Source organism: Bradyrhizobium sp. CB1717 (assembly GCF_029714325.1).
Classification (GTDB): Bacteria; Pseudomonadota; Alphaproteobacteria; order Rhizobiales; family Xanthobacteraceae; genus Bradyrhizobium.
Genome location: NZ_CP121666.1, coordinates 7,866,473 through 7,883,053 on the forward strand (window position 1 = coordinate 7,866,473; position 16,581 = coordinate 7,883,053).

The window sequence follows — 16,581 nt, forward strand, 5'->3', positions numbered from 1 at the left end:
GATCGTCAAATGACTTTGGGACATCTGTGCTACCCGATCGTTATTGGAGCAACATTGGGGGGCTGCGCAAATACTGCCTCGATCCAGCCCGCGCCGGCTGACCAAGAGATCCAGGTCGAGCAGAAGAGTAGCGTGCTGTTCCTGCAGAGCCTTCGTGGCCCCGAACGGCATCGGCTGCGAAGCTTTATTGCAGCGACGAGTCGCGGCCGGCGGGATGCCCTCCATATGGGTGTCATCGGCCCACCCAGACTCATTGCACAGGTGGCCCACGAGGCTCGCGCCATGGGCGTTGCCACCTACAACATCCGCCTGTCCGCTTCTCGTGTGGATTTGCCGGCTCGTTCCGGGGTGAGGATCGAAGCGATCACTTTCGAAGCCCATCCTCGGGTCTGCCCCTCGCTCTCCATCATCGGTCCTACAGTGAACGACAATTCGTTCAATCCAACCCTTGGCTGCTCAGTCCGGAATAACCTTGCGGTCATGGTCAATGAACCTGGCGACTTATTAGGCAATGGCGCTGTCATGCCGACCAGTGGTGATCGTGCAGTGCTTCCCATCACCGCACGTGGGGCCACGTCGGCGGGCAACAGGAGCAATTTGGAGGATGAAACGCATAACAGGGTTGCGCCAGAAACCCAATAAGCGGCTCGTAAGACCCCAGCAGCATGAACGTCGGTTGGTCATTCTTGTCCATATCAGTCTTGGAATCGGCCGACGAGCCTCCTGGAATCCAATCTTTGCTCGATCCTTTTCTTGGGATCGTGCAGCTTGCAGATCAGGTTTTGGGACAGTTGGGTCGTTGACCAGAGATTTGAGCGCATCGCTGTTTTGTACGACGCTAAACTAGGCCGGCGGCAAAGACTGCCTTTGCAACCCTCTCGAAACACTCCATCGGAACGGCCTTGCCCATCGCACCTTTTCGGATCAGCTGACGCGCCAACACATGATCCTCGACAATGCTCAGACCTTGGGCACGCGCCTGCGCCAGTAACTGTGAAGCCGTTTCGCCCTCGCCGCGGCACACCAGTACCGGGACGCCGGTCTCGCCCCGAACGTAGCGCAGCCCAATCAATGTCGCTCGCCCCGTCAGTATCACTGTCGCCCGATGGATGCCGAGCGGAGACTCGTTCGCCGACTCCCGGCGGAGCCTGCGGTGTTCACCCTTGATCTGCGGATTACCATCCTGTTCCTTGGACTCGCGCTTGGCTTCGCTCTGTGTCATGCGCATGTCGCGCAAGAACAACCAACGCTGAATGAGCAGATCGGCCAAGCCGCCAATCAGAAGAGCGCCGGCAGCAATCGCGATCAGCACTTTGAGCTCTTTAAAGACAAGACCAAAGCAGCTCAAATCGCACACGGGCAAGTATACCAGTGCCCTCCAACTTGCGAGCACAGTGAAAACGAACGTAGCGCCAAGAAACAAAACTTTGACGATAGACTTTCCAAGCTCGACAACCGACCGCTGGGAGACAATCCGCTTCAGCCCTTTGACGGGGTCCAATTTTTCAAAGCTGGGTTTAAGCGGCTCAACCGAAATCGTCAGCCCGCCGCCGGCCAAGACACCGGCCAGAATCGCCGCGACAACCGCCGCACCTACGATGGGAGCCGCGGCTGTTATAGAAAGGTCCATCAATCCGACCAACGCCTGCCGGGCCGCACTGTTGAACGGCTGTTCCTGCAGCTTGTCGGTGAGCCGCACGGCTTCGCGCCATCCGTCTTCGATCGGGCCCGCCCTGAAGCACAGGCAGCCGAAACCAGCGCAAAGGCTTGCCGCGGTCACAAAGTCGGCGCTCCGCGGGCTCTGCCCTTTCTTACGCGCGTCCCTCAGCTTCTTGTGACTTGGTGGAAGGTTTTTCTCTTCGCTCGTGTCGTTCATTTCAAGAACTTCTCGAGCCACTCCAGCACGCCGTTGAACCGAATGATCTCTGCTCCCATATATTCGATCAGGAAGACGGCGTAGCTGACCATAATGATGCCAAAGGCGGCATTCTTGATGGTCGGAGAGAGATCGTTCAGCTTGATTTGCGGCGCAAAGCGTCCGAGCAGCATGAGGGATACGTCGATCAGAAGCAGCAGAGCCAGCACGGGGCCGGCAACCACGAGGGTCGTATGCATGATATGGTCGAGAAGCCCGATAAACTCCATTGCCCCGTGGTGAGTCAGGGGCGGTAGCAGCCGATACACGGGCCAGATCAGATAACTTCCATAGAGGCATCTGACCATGGTCTGCAGACCTCCTGATACAACGAAGATCGTAACCGCGGCAGTCCCGAGAAAGAGCCCCATCGGGGCGGTTTGACTGCGTGTGGCAGGATCGTCCACCTGGCTGGAGATGCCGCGCTGGGTGTCAATGATGTCACCAATGGCCTGGATGCTCCAAAGTGGTATACTAAGCAGAAAACCGAACAGCAGGCCGATAAATATCTCCTTCAAACCGAGGAGCGAGACCGCAACCATACGGGTGCCCGGATCTAGTGTCTGCAAGCCGTTCCTGATCTGCATCAAGCAAGGCAATCCAATCACAACCGTCACGCTTGCGCGGATAATCCCGCCAATGTGCGGTCGCGTGAATACCGGAAGAACCAGCATAATGCCGAGGGCCCGGGCCGCGCCAAGTCCGGCCGCAACGACGAACTCGACAGCAGTCTGAATCAGATTTTGCGTCTCGCTGGGTGACAAGGCATCCATTTGAACTCAGTTCGTCGTTCCTTCAGCCAATGCAACCGTCGCACTCACGTCGCCATGATGTGAGACGTCAAGAACTCTGCAGATCTCGCGTCCCGCGCGGTTGCAGAGCGACAGGCCTCCCACAAGGCAGACGATACTTCGGCTTCAACCATCCATATGACTACAGCCATCCGGCGCAGAAGTATGACCATTCGATGAGAGCACCGGCGAAATCGCGCGCGGCCTACAAGCCACGCTTCTTCTGCTCTCACCGGCCGCAGCGCGGTTTGGAGACCTGGGGGCCTCCAAGGTTTCATCAATTTCGCAGTCTATGGAGATCTGTCACGAGCGGTACCTTCATTCGCAGGCTCATTCACCAGAATGCCAGAATCGTGGGGCCGCTTGCAATCAAAGCGGTTGCCCGTTCACTTGCGTCGACAATTCGCCAGGCTGTGCATCGAGGACCAGTTCTCAGCAGGTAATTCCATCACATCGTAAGCAAACCTGAATCGAACGGATAGAAATTCCAAATGGGGTCATTCGTCCTCCGAATACGGCAGGCTCATAGAGCCGAACAGGACAGTTCGGATGTCTATCCGTCTCATAATAGTGAGGCGAGCTTTCGATAAGATGACGAACTCGCTCTTTTGTGGTTCGCAATGAAGGCTAACCAACGCGACGCTATAGCTGAAACTTAGACAGGCCTGCGTTCTGCGTGCACTAATACCTCGCTGTGAGCGCAGGGAACTCAGTGAAGATACGCTGGGCTTGCTCGATCAGCGGCGCGCTCAGCACCGGAGCAAACAGAACGAGCACGGCGACGACGACGAGGAGCTTCACGGTAAGCGGCAAGGTTTGATCCTGGAGCTGGGTTGCTGCCTGCACGATGCCAATACCCAATCCGGCCACGAGGGCTGCCAGGAGCGGCGGTAGAACCCAGATCATGAACAGGACCAATGATCGGCTCAGGTGGGTGAGGATGCTGGCCTCGTCCATCTTACCCCCCCGGCGATGCGTAGCTTAAGACCAATCCGTGCATGAGCCGCGACCAGCCGTCGATTGTGACGAACAGAAAGAGCTTGAAAGGAACGGATATCATTGTTGGTGATACCATTGACATGCCCATGGCCATCAGAATTGTCGTCACAATCAGGTCGATCGTGATGAACGGAAGATAGAGAAGGAAACCGATTTCAAACGCACGCTTAAGCTCCGAGATCAAAAAAGACGGCACGAGGATCGCAAAATCATCGGCTGTTGCGTTGGCGCGCATCTCCTCCGACCAGATATGTTCCGTCGACGAGAGGAAGAACGTACGCTGCTCCTCAGTGGTGAACTTTTTGAGATGGGCGCGCAGCGGCTCGCTACCTTCCTTGGCGGCGGTCAACCAGTCATCGGCGGTTTGGTAACGAAGTTGCGTATCGGTCACGCGGTTGTAGGTTTGCTCGAATACTGGGGCGCCTATGAACACGGTAAGGATCAATGCAGCACCATACAGAACGATGTTCGGTGGTATGGATTGAGTGCCGAGCGCGTTGCGGATCAGGAAGAGAACGACGGAAACCTTGATGAACGCCGTTGTTGTGACAACTGCGAACGCCAGCAGGCCGAGACCGGCGGTCGCCGCAACAAGCGCAAGGATGCTCGGTTGAATGTCACCCATTGACCGCCAACTTGCTAAGTAACCGGATGCCCAACGCTTCACCGACACGTATGATGTCGCCGCGGCCGATTAATTGACCATTGGCGACAATGTCGACCGGACCGTCCAGCTGCCGGCCAAGCTCGAACACGTGCCCCTCGTTGATGCTTCTCAACGTACCCAGCGGGATGGGCCAGCGGCCGCATTCGAACACAAGCGTGATCTCAACGCTGTCGATGTCGGCTTCCGAGGGCGGGATTGCTTGCTCCGCTTGGGATCGTATCGTCATATTTGCATACCTTAGAGGATGGGACTGCAGGCGGAATGGTCCCCGAAGGATAAGTCTGTCGCCCGCGACCTGCGCTGGCGCCCACAACTTGTCCGCAGCGAGGATGAGCTGGCCATAGGCAAATGGAATGACGTCGGGCAGCAGTGCGTCGCCGGGCTGTGCTTGACGAAGAAGCCTGACGGGCGCCCGCAGCGAGCCGATCTCTCTCGCAATCACGACCGGCAATTCCGAAGAAATCTTGCCTAAGTCTCGCGGTAATTGGCCGATCAACTCGCCTAACAGACGAAACGCAGACGGAACCAGACCGTCAAGTGGCGCGAACAAGAACAGGCGGGCCTTGGCCGCCACCGGCCCGAAAGTAACGTCGAACTCCAAATAGGGGTCTTTGGCCGTTGCGTCTTCGACGCGGATCAGCTGCAAATTCCGCGCGAGCACGATCTCTAATGCAGCGAGCCAAGGTTCCAGTGCAAGTTCGAGAAGGAGCGAGCGGGTTGGGTCGGAAGGTAAAGTAAGGCCATACTGGACCGTTGAAATCAGTGCCTCGACGAGAAGGCGGGGCAAGGACAACACAGCGGTCTCGCCTTCGGCGCAAAATACGCAGTCGAGCACCGATGTGGCGTATGGCTCGGCCTGCCAAACAAGCCGGCTCATACGGATCGATAGCGGCTTATCGCCGATGCGGCTCTGCAGAACCGTGCGCGGTGCGGCGGTCTCGTTGAGCCAGGAGACCACTTCATGCGACAGCTTTACCGCTGGCTGAAATAGTGCGGGGTCACCCATGGCATTTATCGAGAGGTTCCGCGGGCGCAGCTCGCGACGTGATAAGAGAACCAGCCATTAGTTCGAGCCATCGACCGTCTGGCTGCGCGAACCACCCCGATATCGGAGCAAAACCTCATCGTCGGCATCGATTTCGGCTGCAAACTCCGAACGGACAGCGGTAGTGCGCTGGACATCGCCCTGAATCTCCTGCCATTTCTGGCTCGCCGCCGAACGCTTGGCCCATATGGTCCGCGCCTCATTCACCGCCCGCTGGGCCTGCTCATGCGCGATGCGCGCCTGCTCACGCGCCTGGCGTGCCGATTCGATCTCTGCTGCCAGCCGCCCAAGGACGAGTTGACAGCGACGATCGAGCTCGGTCACGGACATCATCTCGAGCGACGCCAGCTCCTGATAAAGTTCAGCTTCGGCCTTGGCGCGACGATTCTCCGCGCCTTTAAGATTCTCAGACGCTCGCTGCAGCGCTGCGACCGCAATTTGGCGCCTGGCTTCCATGTTCGACAATTCACGAAGCGCGCTTCGCTCTCTCATGTCCTTTACCAGCCGCAATTTCGACGCTTGCACGAGATTCAGGCCGTCAGACGCGACATCCATGAAACGGTCTCCTCAAAGCTAGACGGCTCGTCCTGTCCCTGGCGCAAGAATGCGCGCAGTTCCTCGATTGACTCGATTGACCGATCAGTCAGTGGATCGTTGCCCGGCTTGTATTCACCGACCTTGATCAGGAACTCAGCCTCATTGTAGCGCGAGAGCAGATCGCGAAAAACGGAAGCCGCCTTGCGATGTGGACCAGAGGCGACCGCATCCATGACACGACTTCGGCTCGACAGCACGTCGATGGCGGGAAAATGCTCTCGCGAGGCCAGCGCGCGCGAAAGAATGATATGACCATCGAGAATGCCGCGCGACTCTTCGGCGATCGGATCGCCCGTGCCGTCACCTTCGACAAGCACGGTATAGAATGCCGTGATCGAGCCCCGCTCGCCCATACCCGCACGCTCCAACAGACCAGGCAGCAGCGCAAAGACGGAAGGAGGAAAGCCGCGCCGGGTAGGAGGTTCTCCTGCGGCAAGGCCGATTTCGCGCATCGCACGGCTAAAGCGCGTCAGCGAATCCATCATCAGAACGACCTGCAGCCCTTGATCACGAAAATACTCGGCGAGTGCGGTCGCCATATGAGCGCATTGCGCCCGCTCCATTGCCGATCGATCGGATGTCTCAACGACAACGATCGTGCGAGCGAGGGCATCTCCAATATGACGTTCGATGAATTCACGCACCTCGCGTCCACGCTCTCCTATGAGCGCAACCACGGTGACGTCTGCGGCCGCGCCTTTTACAATTTGCGCCATCAGCGTCGACTTACCGCAACCGGCATCTCCATAGATTCCGATCCGCTGACCTTCGCCACACGTCAGAAGTCCATCCAGCACGCGAACGCCGAGCGGGAACGGCTGCTCGATGTCACGCCGCCTCATCGGGTTGGGCGCCTTGCCGCGGAGCGGACACGTGTGGACCGTCTTTATCGGCCCCTTGCCATCGAGTGGACGGCCGAAGCTATCGATCACGCGGCCGAGCAGGTCGGGCCCGACTGACACCTCCTGCATGCGCCCGGTCGGGAGCACTTCCGCGCGGTGGGACAAGCCTACCATATCGCCAATGGGCGTCAGCAACACCCCGTCCGGCAACAAACCAATGACTTCCGCCTCAAGTGACCATCCGGAAGCGTGATCCTGCAATAGGCAAAGTTCTCCAACACGGGCCCCTGGCAACACGGCATGGAGCAAGGTGCCGATCGCACGCGTGATCCGCCCCCGCACGGCACGCGTATCGACATCCTTTGCTGCGAGTCTTAGAGATGCTATCGCCGCATGCACATCTCCTTCTCCGGCCGATTGATCATGGCCTGATCGTTGCGTCGTCACGGAGCGCTTTCCTGAGAAGATGGGTTAAGGCTGAGACGCAATGTGCGGAGCTGCGCGGCAAGTCCTAAATCGACACTGCCGAACTCACTCCACAGAACGCACTGGTCAGGCCCCACGGCCGGGTCCGGATCAATTCTGACTTTCGGCCGACTATCCGTTCCATCGAACGCCACGAATTCATGCCTTAGTGCATCAGCATTCACAGGAGACACGTGAAGGCATACTTCTGCGCTGCCATATCTTTGCTCGATGGCGTGACGAACGGTCCTTACCAACATCTCACCCGGATCAAAGGAGCCCAACAAATCGGTCAATATCTCAATCACGAGCTGTGGCAACTCCCGTTGCAGAACGGCTTTTCGCCGGGCCACATCGGAAGCAGCTCGGGCGACCAGCTGTGCCATTTCGTCCGAGCCTGACCTAAGACCTTCGCAATGGCCGCGCTCCCGCTCCTGCTGATAGGCTTTTCTTGCCCAACTGCGAACCTGCCGCAGATACCGCTCGGCTAGCGCGCGCGTCTGCACCGCATTGTACCAGATACCGAGTTCCGCGGCTGGTATGAGCGGACCAAGCGGCCGTATCCGCGGGCTATCTGGCAAGACTGTTTCGTTGGCCGTCATACCGCTGGCTCCTCCGTGGCCAAGTGCGCCACCACCAAAGGCAGTAACTGACCCGCTGAATTGTGGTGTTCGGCTGCTGGGGATTCGGCGGTGGTCCCCACAGGTAAGCGAAGAAGAACGCGCACACGGTCAAGCTCTGTTGCGTCCTTGAGCCAAGCACCAAGGCAGGCACATCCGTCATGTTCAATCTGGTTCGCGAGCTTCTGCGGATCGTCAATCGATGTGGTTGCGACGGCGCTGGATAAGTGTCGGATTGCGAAAGCATGAGCTTCGGCACCAATATTTTCGATCAGAATCGCTACATCGTGCTTTGACACAAGCTTGAGCACCGAACGCGCATGCCAGATACTGCCGGCGAGCAGGGCCGCCCGACGCGGATCATGCCCGAGCAGAACGTCCTTACCCCAGTCGGTTCCGTTCGAGACCAGCTCACTGCCCATTAGCAATTCGACCAGTCTTTGCTGCAGTCTCGGAGACTTCTGCAACTGCAGCACTGTGGCGGCCGACAGGAGCCCATCAAGATGGCCGGAAAACCGGCCGGGATGAATCAAAGCGGCAAGCTCGCGCACGCGATCGGGATGCGGGTTGAGTGAATGATTTGGATCAGTGGATGCCATCGATACGGACCTGCTTGCCGCCTATTTCGGATCGGAGGACAGTTTTTTGCCGGCGGACTGGACCGCTGGCTTGCTGGCACCTCTGCCGAGATTTGTCACTTTGCGCCAGGATTGACGAAGCTGTCGCCCACGTGTGCTCAGCAGTACGTAAGATAGAATGCCCAACGCGGCGAGCACACCTCCTGCACCGATCGCAATGTGAGTTGCGACGAATTTGGTTGGTTCCGCGGAAGCTGCCGCTGGCACAACGGAGGCCTCATGCTGAGCTCGCTCAACCGGCACGAACACGACCGTCACCTTGTCGTACGATAGACCTTCGATGCTATTGGCGACGAGCATCTTGATCTGCGGCAGCAAGGCTGAGAGCTTCGCGTTGGAGGCGTGTCGAATGAAAACGGACGCCGAGGACGGGGTTGCATCCTGTCGCAAAAGATCATTCTTCGGCAGAACGACATGAACACGGGCGGAGAGAACCCCATCGATATCGTTGATCGTGCGAGACAATTCTTCACTGAGAGCGTAGACGTAGCGGGCTCGCTCCTCAACCGGAGAGGCAACGAGGCCCGCCCCCTTGAACACCTCACCAAGGCTCTTGAAGGATTGGCGCGGCAAGCCATGGTCATTCAGCACCTCGATTGAGTAGGCGAGCTGCCTTTCTTCCACCTGAATTGTGCTGGTCCCATCCTTACCGACGACACGGACGGCATCGACGCCCTTGCTCAGGAGCAGCCCAAGCATCTCGTTGGCTTCACGCTCCTGAACTTTGGTATACAGATCAGCTTTGCAACCGGCGAGGGTCAGCGAAAGCAGCAACAGGACGAGAGCATCAAGCCGCTTTCTTGCGGGCCGGCCATTACCGATCTTGTCTTTCGTCAAGACAGCCAACGGCCCACTCAGCCCGCCGATAGAAGCTTATTCAGGGATGAACTGACAGCACCTGTCCCCTTGGAGATGAGCGAAACCTGGATGACGCCGTTGTAAACATCCCGCAGATTCGTCAGCGCCGAGTCGAAATGATCCGCACCCTCCGGTTTGCCCACTGGATGTACCTCCACTTGCTGCACACGCAAGACCGGTTGCGCGGCCGGCCCAAGCTGCAGATTCTTGGTAGGATCAGGCTCGCCGACGAGCGCCGGCGAAACTGCACCCGACGGAAATGGTTTGCCCTGGTGAATAGCAGAAATGCTCTGAAGGACGCGATCGCCTAGCGGGCTCGCCGGCGCCACTGCGCGCTGCACTTCCGGCAGCGATGGAGCTGGCGCGTGCTCGGTCACAGAAGAGGCGACACCTTGGTTCGAGGCCGCCTGCGCAAGACTCTCGCCAAACTGAGCGTGTGCCGGCGAACAGCCGTTGGAGGCACACTCGACGGAGTTGGCAGAGATCGACGTAACGCCAAACAGCATGGAGGAATTCATTTCTGTCACGTGGTGAGATGAGCCGTTCGTTCACACGAAGGGCCGCACCTTGGAGAAGCAAGCTGACCAAAAACTGACGAGCATCTGTCATCTAATGATCACGGGTCGCTTCCAATCTGGGACGAAGCATCGGCTTCCACATTTTTGGACGAATTCCGGTGCTTGTTCTCAAGTGCAAAAATAGCTGGAATGCTCATCCCATCCACAAGGCTGCACATCTTGACGAAAGTTCTCTACGCTGGTGTTTTCATTTGCTTTGGCGTCGTCGAGGCGCTCGGCGCTCCCCTGGCGCTGCCATCGACGCCTTATAGTTACACAGTTCTGGATCAGGACCTCGGGGCGGCACTGCAGGAATTCGGCAACAACCTAAAGATCAGGGTCAATGTCAGCACCGGGGTGAAGGGGCGAATTCGCGGGCGAATGCCGGATCTCCCACCGCGAGAGTTCCTCGAACGGTTGATTAATCTCTACAATCTTCAATGGTACTACGATGGGCTGGTGCTCTACGTATCCGATGCGCATGAGGCGCAAAGCCGCCTTTTGGTCTTGAGTCCAATCAGCTTTGATGCGTTCAAGGCGGCACTCGATGCGCTCAACATCTCCGACGAGCGTTACATCGTGAGACCCGTACCGGGAGATGGCCTCGTCTTCGCCTCCGGCCCACCCCGCTTTGTCGCGCTTGTGGAGCAAACAGTAAAAGGACTTGCGGCGGAGGCACAGGCACGGCGAAGCCCGAGCGGTACCGAAAAGCCGCACGAGTCGGTTTTGATGCTGTTTCGGGGACCCTCCAGCGTGGTCATTCGAGAAGGACGACCGAACGATGCTCCTTCGCCGGAGGCACCACATCAAAACGGCGTGGTTCACACACCTGATGCAGGTAAGAAATGACCTGATGGCAATGGATGGCCTGGAAGAGATGCAATGCGTCTGCTTATGCCCTCTGTCAGCTTTTCGAAAGCTACTGCTGCATTTTCAGAGCGCGGATGTGTAGATGGCCGATGCCGCAGGGTGGCGCAATAAACGTCCAAACCGGAGCCACTGATGCGAACCAGAATTCTAGCCAGCAGCATCGGTGAGCGTGCTTTGCCACTTTAGCGCCTCATGCGAGCTTTTGAACAACTGCATGAAGTCCGTAATGCAAATGAGCTTCGTCGCATAAGAATGAAAGCCACTCCGTTGTCCAAAAGGAGGAACAGGATGGACTTCGACGCGCTAAGCCGGGCGGACAACAGCCCAGCGTCCCACTCGTCCTCATCGCCCGCCGGTCCAAGGGAGTTTGAGCGTGAACTAATGGCATTGCATGAAATACCCGAATACAGCCAGGGCCTAATTGGGCAGGAACTCGGAGGCAGCATCGCGTGTCGAGCCATCATTGAGCGGCGGCGAGCGGTCCAATTCCCAACAGCCGATCGCTCAACACCGCGCGGACGCCTCCGATCTCGGAGTTTGGCAAGATCTTGAGCCTTGGTTCATGCGGGCCGGGTCACCTCACGCTGGACCGTCTCAAGCCGGGCCCACATTGCACGCAGGGGTTGCTCCGCCGGAAATTGGAGATTTCGCCATGGCGAACGGTCGTCGCGCCAAGGACGACTGGGTCTTCACTGGCCAAACAGCTACGCCCGCTCAGATCGAAATGCTAAGAAGCTGCGATCTCAAACCTACCAGGGGTGTCCGGACAACAACGTTCACCATCCTGGGTGTGCCTCACACGGCGGAATGGCGAGAAGAAGGTGTTATTCGTCTCAAACCGTCGCTGGACCCTTGCCTTTGACCCGTAGGTTCGAGCGAACACTCGCCAATCGGCTAAGCATGATGACATGAAGAATGCGGAGTGCAGCTGAGCTTCGATCCGCTCGGGGCAATAGGGTCCGCACAATACCGTCGGACTCTTTCGAGTATCTAAGCAAGCGCCAACACTCTCGTTGGGCGCAGGCGCGAGGTCGCTACGCGTGGGTGATTTCACCATAGGATGCTGCAGAGACCTGCGACGTTGTTTCACGAATCAGCGCACGTGACCATCTGCAGAGCGGCAGACACGGCCTCGCTAATCGACCTAGTTGGCCCGGAGGCGAGCGATCGAGCATAACAAGCAAGCCGATTCCGATATCGAGAACCCATCACCGCCTCGCACACCATCATTGCGCGTCTCGTTGTGAAACCTCTGGGCGCCGTCAGCTTTTGGAAAGCTAATCGAACCTACCATGTGGCGTGAATATCTAGACGGCGATGTGCCTATAGATTGTAGCGGAACCGAGCGCTGGGGGCGCACTGAGCAATCGGAAGCGAGTGTTTCTTGCTCGTTGTTCGACGCGATTCTCGGGCTGCGCCACATGACCGGCTTGTGGTGCGATCTCAAATCAGAGGACGTATAATGTCAGTCAACAACCTATCGCTAACCGCCAGCTCGAGTTTGTCCGGTCTGGCCCCCGGACCCTCATCGGCGCGGGATCTTTCAAACTTCGAGGCGATGCTGGCTAGTTTCTCGTTGAAAGACAATGCCGATGACCGTTCCACTCCACAGGATCCGCCGGCTGCAGACTCGGTCAAGCAGCTGACGGAGGAACTCACGCAGGAGGTGCGGAACATCCTTCCGCCGGAGATCAAGGCCGCACTGGACGCATGTCAGCAGGCCCCAGAAACATCCTCCGCGGAGTCCTCCTCCGCTGAGAGCGCCCCGAAGATTGCAGAGGCACCCGTACAAAGCTCCAGGATCACGTGGAACAGCGGCACACTGACTGATGCCGAGCTGGAGATTGTGTCGGTGCTGAACCGACACAAAGACAAATGCCCGCTGGATTGGAAATCTCTTGGAGATTTGGCCAACGATCCCTCCACACCGCCGGATCTAAAGGCGGCGATCGAGGCGTTGCAACAGGACCCAGAGCTCTTCTATGCGATAGGCTCGCAAGGTGACGGCCGCTGCGGCGGGAAGATCAAAGCAGGTGATCTCTCCGGCTTCTCCGATCACCACCCTCAGGTTGCTGCTTTCCAGGAGCAGCGGGCAGAGAGCTATACGCAAAACTACATCCCTTCCGACGGCACCCGGAATGGCGAGCCATCGGTTATGACCCAGACCGATGCATTGCGCGAGCTCTATCGCTATGCCGACAACCTGCCTAAGAACCTGAGCCTTGCGGATTTCAAGCGGATCGTCGACGGCGAAGCTAAAACCGGCAAATGCCCGCCACAGGTCCTCGCGGCCGCTCAATACTTCCTCGACCACCCGGATGAATGGAAGCAGTTGTACGGTGGCTCGATAGACAAGGTCCACAAAGAGGACTTCCTGCAGGTTGCTTCATCATCGATCAATCTCACGCAAGCCGAGCTCGATACGCTCAATACGATCAGCAAGAACAAAAACGCTTTCTTCGGAAAGGGTGACCTGACCCGGGAAAAGCTGGCGAGCATGGTCGATGATAAGAGCCTCGCGCCTGAGGTGCGAAAGGCGGCCTCCCAGCTGCTCTCCGATCCTGTGTTGTTCGGGTTGATGAACAACGCGATTACGGGCTACAAAACCCACCACAAGTTCTTCGACTTCGGTGGTGGCCATACGGTCGATTCCGGCAACATCAGCAACAGCGACTTCAACCAGTTCTTCAACAACATGTCGGGTGCGAACCGCACCGTTCACCAAGTGAAGACGCATGCCGTCCGAACGCCTGCCGAGCAGGACGCTGTCGCGGACATGACGATGGGCATGGCAGACCAGCCCGACATCAAGTCTCCCAAAAAGAACGGTGGCGCCTTCATGCACGCACTTAATGACGTGCTCAAAGTTGGCTCTAAGGTATTCGACTGGGCCGCGACGGCAGTCGGTGTACTTGGCTTGATTCCAGGCTTGGGTGAATTGGCCGATCTGGCGTCGATGGTGCTCGAAGCCGAGGCGCAAGCCGCAAATCTTCTTCATACTGCCATCAGTGGTGGCAACATAAAGCAAGCGCTGGAAGAAGCCGGGCTGAGCCTTGCGGCACAGGCGGTGGGCTGCATCGCCGGACCTGAGGTCAAATTAGCAATGCGAGAAGGCTTGGTGAAGCAGGCAATTCAAGAAGCCGCGACGGCCGGCATCAACCTGCCTGTTTCGGTGGCCCAGTCCTACGCGGAGGATTATCTGAATAACCTAAAGGCTCGCATCGAATCCGAGCGCTTGCAAGCCGCAGGCGCTAACGCCTAGGCGGAGCGACGCTATCTTCTCAGGATCACGCTGGAAACGGTAATGAGCTTGCGCGGCCTCCGCGCGGTTGGGCCTCTCTGCCGAGCAGTAGGTCGCGCAAGCTCTACCAGCATACTTGAGACCGCCCCCGAATCCGAGGAACTTATTTCGGCTCTTCACTGCGTACAAGCTATGCTGGCCGCACTCGAGACCGCGATGCATTAACACTACGCGACAGTCGGCCGCAGCCGCGGAGCCTGCCGATTGCGCAAGGATCGAGAGCACATTGGTCCAGAGCGGTAGAAGGCCGAAGGGCTCTTTCTCGACTGGTGGGCTTCTGCTCGGTCTCCCTGAAAGTAGGTCGCGATTGACGGATCTGCTATGGGCCCGCCAGGACCGAGGGACCGCTCTTGGCCGCTGAATCGGCCGTCACTCTGGCTTTCCGCCTCGCTCCGACCAGGTCAAGCTCCATGCCGCTTCGCCTGACTGCAAGCAAATTGTCAACAGAGCTCGGAGGCATCGCAAGGGACGTGAGCCCGAGATTACAGCATGTCGGCCTCAAAACGTTTTTGTTAGTGGTGGCTTTGGTATTCCGCTATTGAAGCTTTCGAAACGATGAGCAACGTGCTCACCCGATCAAGCTTCACAAACGATTGTTGGTCTTAACCATCTGATCTCCAGCTTTCGCGGGCAACTTGTTCAAATACGGTCGGCTGGTGAAGACGTATAATGACGATCGACCATCAGCTCATTGCATTTCTACGACTCGTCAGCTTGTCGAAAGCTAATACTTGCATAGTGGAGAGCGGAAACTGCCTCCATTGGCACGATCGAATTGACATAGGAGAACCCGATGCGCGTTACGAGCTCTAGCGCCGCTGGGCACGTTGATGCTGACCTCCATGCGGCTGGCGGCAAAAGCGGCGGCAAAAAAGGATCTCAGAAGCCTGGCGAGCGCGACGATCATGCCCGATCGCCTGATGCAAGCATTCCCGTAAACGGCGGCGCGTCCACTCCGGGTGGCAACTCGCACGAAGCCGCTATGCAGCAAGCGTTCAGCGCCGCTTTGGGAGCCGCTGCTCTCCAAGTTGCGAATAGTGCAATGAGCCATTTCGACGATGTCATGGCCGAGACAGAGGAGGATTCCTGACGTCGCATGTTGCAACGTTAGGAAATAGGAGCCGCACGTCGCGGCGAAATTCGAGCACACAGGAGAATAGTATGTCTAAAAATGTTGGTGCGTCTCATACCTCGACTGCAGGTGGAGCAGCCGGCACCGCTACTGCTGCAGCCGCTTCCACCGCTGCTGAAGCTGCTGGAGAGGCGGCATTCCAACGGCAAATCGCCGCCCTGACTTTGACCAGCACAAAGGCTGCTGAGAGGGATGTGGAACTTCGCGTCGTCTCGACCGAGCTCTCGACCGTCAAGAAAGCGGCCGATGAGCGGGTGCAGTAAGGGATGAGATGGGGCGACGTCGCCGCCCCACTTTCACCGGCTGCTTAGTCTGTGAAGTCGCACGGGCCGTACGGTTTTGCCGTACGGTTCCTTTCGCTGTTCAGGAAACCGACCGTGAATGAACCAAATTGCCCGCATTTCGAAGTGTTGTCGGGGTGTTACTCCGGGCTGACAAGTAAAGTGGGGGTCGGATCGTGTCTGATTGGCAGCAGCCTCGATGCTGATTTGATCTTCGTCGAACAAGGCCTCGAACCGCACCATCTTCGTGTCACCCCCCATTCCAATTCAATCGAGATCGAGGCCCTTGCGAGGGACGTTAGGATCGAGGGGCACGAGACTGTTTTACCAAACGAATCCATTGTTGTCCCTCTTCCTGTCGTTTTGCATGCCGGGGCGATGTCCATTCGCTGGACGATCGAGGACTACAAACAAGCTGGCTCCATCGACCGCCGGCATATATCGCTCGTCTTTCTTGCTTTGGTCCTGATCAGCTCTGCCGCGGTTGGCGCAGTCTCACCCAGTTTTGTCCAGACCGACACCACCGTGGCGTCAAGTCCGTCGTCCCCTGCTCCGGACATTGCGCCCAAGCTGGCGCTCAGCGCTCCTGATGCTCTGGCCACCGATGCAGCTGCCGAACGATTGCAAGAGGAAGTTGACAGAGCGGGCCTTGTCGGCATCAAGGTCGGCTCTGGGGCGGGCGTTGTCACCGCCGATGGCACCGTTACGCCCGCCTCGCTCGCCACATGGCGAGACGTCCAGCAGCGGTTTGATCACAATAGCAATGGCGCTTATACGCTCGTCAATGCTGTGGCTATCAAGGATGAGAAGACGCCTCCCGCAATTGGGGTCCAAGCTGTTTGGCGCGGGAGCGACCCTTATATTGTCATTGCTGGTCAAAAGTATTTCGTCGGCGCGCTCTTAAGCAATGGATGGACCGTCTACGGGATCGAGGAAGGGCGTGTTCTGCTGAGCCGGGATGGCCGGCTTGCCACTCTACCCTATTAACGTTTTAGGCCGCAGG

General features: G+C 57.9%; 16 protein-coding genes. 5 read left to right on the forward strand and 11 right to left on the reverse strand.

Going from position 1 to position 16,581, the window contains the following annotated elements; all coding sequences use genetic code 11:
* Nucleotides 1–9 precede the first annotated feature (9 nt).
* Nucleotides 10–642 carry a CpaD family pilus assembly lipoprotein gene (locus tag QA649_RS36480; RefSeq protein ID WP_283021409.1) on the forward strand — a complete coding sequence of 211 codons (633 nt, stop codon included), beginning with the start codon at nucleotides 10–12 and terminating at the stop codon, nucleotides 640–642.
* A 196-nt stretch (nucleotides 643–838) separates the two neighbouring features.
* Here the strand turns inward: QA649_RS36480 and QA649_RS36485 are convergent, their stop codons facing one another.
* The 11 genes from QA649_RS36485 to QA649_RS36535 all read right to left on the reverse strand — a co-directional run bounded on the left by QA649_RS36485 (nucleotide 839) and on the right by QA649_RS36535 (nucleotide 9,955).
* Complete coding sequence (locus QA649_RS36485) at nucleotides 839–1,876, reverse strand: EscU/YscU/HrcU family type III secretion system export apparatus switch protein (RefSeq protein ID WP_100233329.1); 1,038 nt, start codon at nucleotides 1,874–1,876, stop codon at nucleotides 839–841.
* A complete protein-coding gene (sctT, locus tag QA649_RS36490; RefSeq protein WP_157329637.1) occupies nucleotides 1,873–2,688 on the reverse strand; it encodes a type III secretion system export apparatus subunit SctT in 816 nt (271 codons plus the stop codon). The genes QA649_RS36485 and sctT overlap by 4 nt, the downstream gene beginning before the upstream one ends.
* Nucleotides 2,689–3,387: 699 nt before the next feature.
* Nucleotides 3,388–3,663, reverse strand: a complete 276-nt coding sequence (locus QA649_RS36495; protein WP_027563378.1) for a flagellar biosynthetic protein FliQ — start codon at nucleotides 3,661–3,663, stop codon at nucleotides 3,388–3,390.
* 1 nt (nucleotide 3,664) lies between these two features.
* Nucleotides 3,665–4,330, reverse strand: a complete 666-nt coding sequence (gene sctR, locus QA649_RS36500) for a type III secretion system export apparatus subunit SctR (RefSeq protein WP_100233327.1) — start codon at nucleotides 4,328–4,330, stop codon at nucleotides 3,665–3,667.
* The gene (gene sctQ, locus QA649_RS36505) at nucleotides 4,323–5,378 is read right to left on the reverse strand and encodes a type III secretion system cytoplasmic ring protein SctQ (protein WP_100233326.1); all 1,056 of its coding nucleotides are present in this window, start codon (nucleotides 5,376–5,378) and stop codon (nucleotides 4,323–4,325) included. Before sctQ ends, sctR begins: the two co-directional genes overlap by 8 nt.
* Nucleotides 5,379–5,435: 57 nt before the next feature.
* Complete coding sequence (locus QA649_RS36510) at nucleotides 5,436–5,972, reverse strand: hypothetical protein (RefSeq protein WP_100233325.1); 537 nt, start codon at nucleotides 5,970–5,972, stop codon at nucleotides 5,436–5,438.
* Nucleotides 5,948–7,303, reverse strand: a complete 1,356-nt coding sequence (sctN, locus tag QA649_RS36515) for a type III secretion system ATPase SctN (RefSeq protein WP_100233324.1) — start codon at nucleotides 7,301–7,303, stop codon at nucleotides 5,948–5,950. The genes QA649_RS36510 and sctN overlap by 25 nt, the downstream gene beginning before the upstream one ends.
* On the reverse strand, nucleotides 7,300–7,923 hold the full coding sequence (gene sctL, locus QA649_RS36520; protein ID WP_100233323.1) for a type III secretion system stator protein SctL: 624 nt from the start codon (nucleotides 7,921–7,923) through the stop codon (nucleotides 7,300–7,302). Before sctL ends, sctN begins: the two co-directional genes overlap by 4 nt.
* A complete protein-coding gene (locus QA649_RS36525; protein WP_283021410.1) occupies nucleotides 7,920–8,540 on the reverse strand; it encodes a nodulation protein NolU in 621 nt (206 codons plus the stop codon). Before QA649_RS36525 ends, sctL begins: the two co-directional genes overlap by 4 nt.
* Before the next feature lie 21 nt (nucleotides 8,541–8,561).
* The gene (gene sctJ / locus QA649_RS36530; RefSeq protein WP_283021411.1) at nucleotides 8,562–9,416 is read right to left on the reverse strand and encodes a type III secretion inner membrane ring lipoprotein SctJ; all 855 of its coding nucleotides are present in this window, start codon (nucleotides 9,414–9,416) and stop codon (nucleotides 8,562–8,564) included.
* A gap of 17 nt (nucleotides 9,417–9,433) precedes the next feature.
* Nucleotides 9,434–9,955 (reverse strand): nodulation protein NolB, encoded by a 522-nt coding sequence (locus QA649_RS36535; protein ID WP_283021412.1) that lies wholly within the window; start codon nucleotides 9,953–9,955, stop codon nucleotides 9,434–9,436.
* Nucleotides 9,956–10,144: 189 nt separating this feature from the next.
* Between QA649_RS36535 and QA649_RS36540 the strand changes: the two genes are divergently transcribed.
* From QA649_RS36540 to QA649_RS36555, 4 genes are all read left to right on the forward strand, one after another.
* Nucleotides 10,145–10,843 (forward strand): secretin N-terminal domain-containing protein, encoded by a 699-nt coding sequence (locus QA649_RS36540; RefSeq protein WP_283021413.1) that lies wholly within the window; start codon nucleotides 10,145–10,147, stop codon nucleotides 10,841–10,843.
* Between the two features lie 1,579 nt (nucleotides 10,844–12,422).
* The gene (locus QA649_RS36545; protein WP_283026177.1) at nucleotides 12,423–14,126 is read left to right on the forward strand and encodes an HrpF/NolX family T3SS translocon protein; all 1,704 of its coding nucleotides are present in this window, start codon (nucleotides 12,423–12,425) and stop codon (nucleotides 14,124–14,126) included.
* A gap of 1,200 nt (nucleotides 14,127–15,326) precedes the next feature.
* Nucleotides 15,327–15,560 (forward strand): nodulation protein NopA, encoded by a 234-nt coding sequence (locus QA649_RS36550; protein WP_100233319.1) that lies wholly within the window; start codon nucleotides 15,327–15,329, stop codon nucleotides 15,558–15,560.
* 114 nt (nucleotides 15,561–15,674) lie between these two features.
* Nucleotides 15,675–16,565: a hypothetical protein gene (locus QA649_RS36555; RefSeq protein ID WP_100233416.1), complete on the forward strand. Its 891-nt coding sequence runs from the start codon at nucleotides 15,675–15,677 to the stop codon at nucleotides 16,563–16,565.
* Nucleotides 16,566–16,581: the final 16 nt, after the last annotated feature.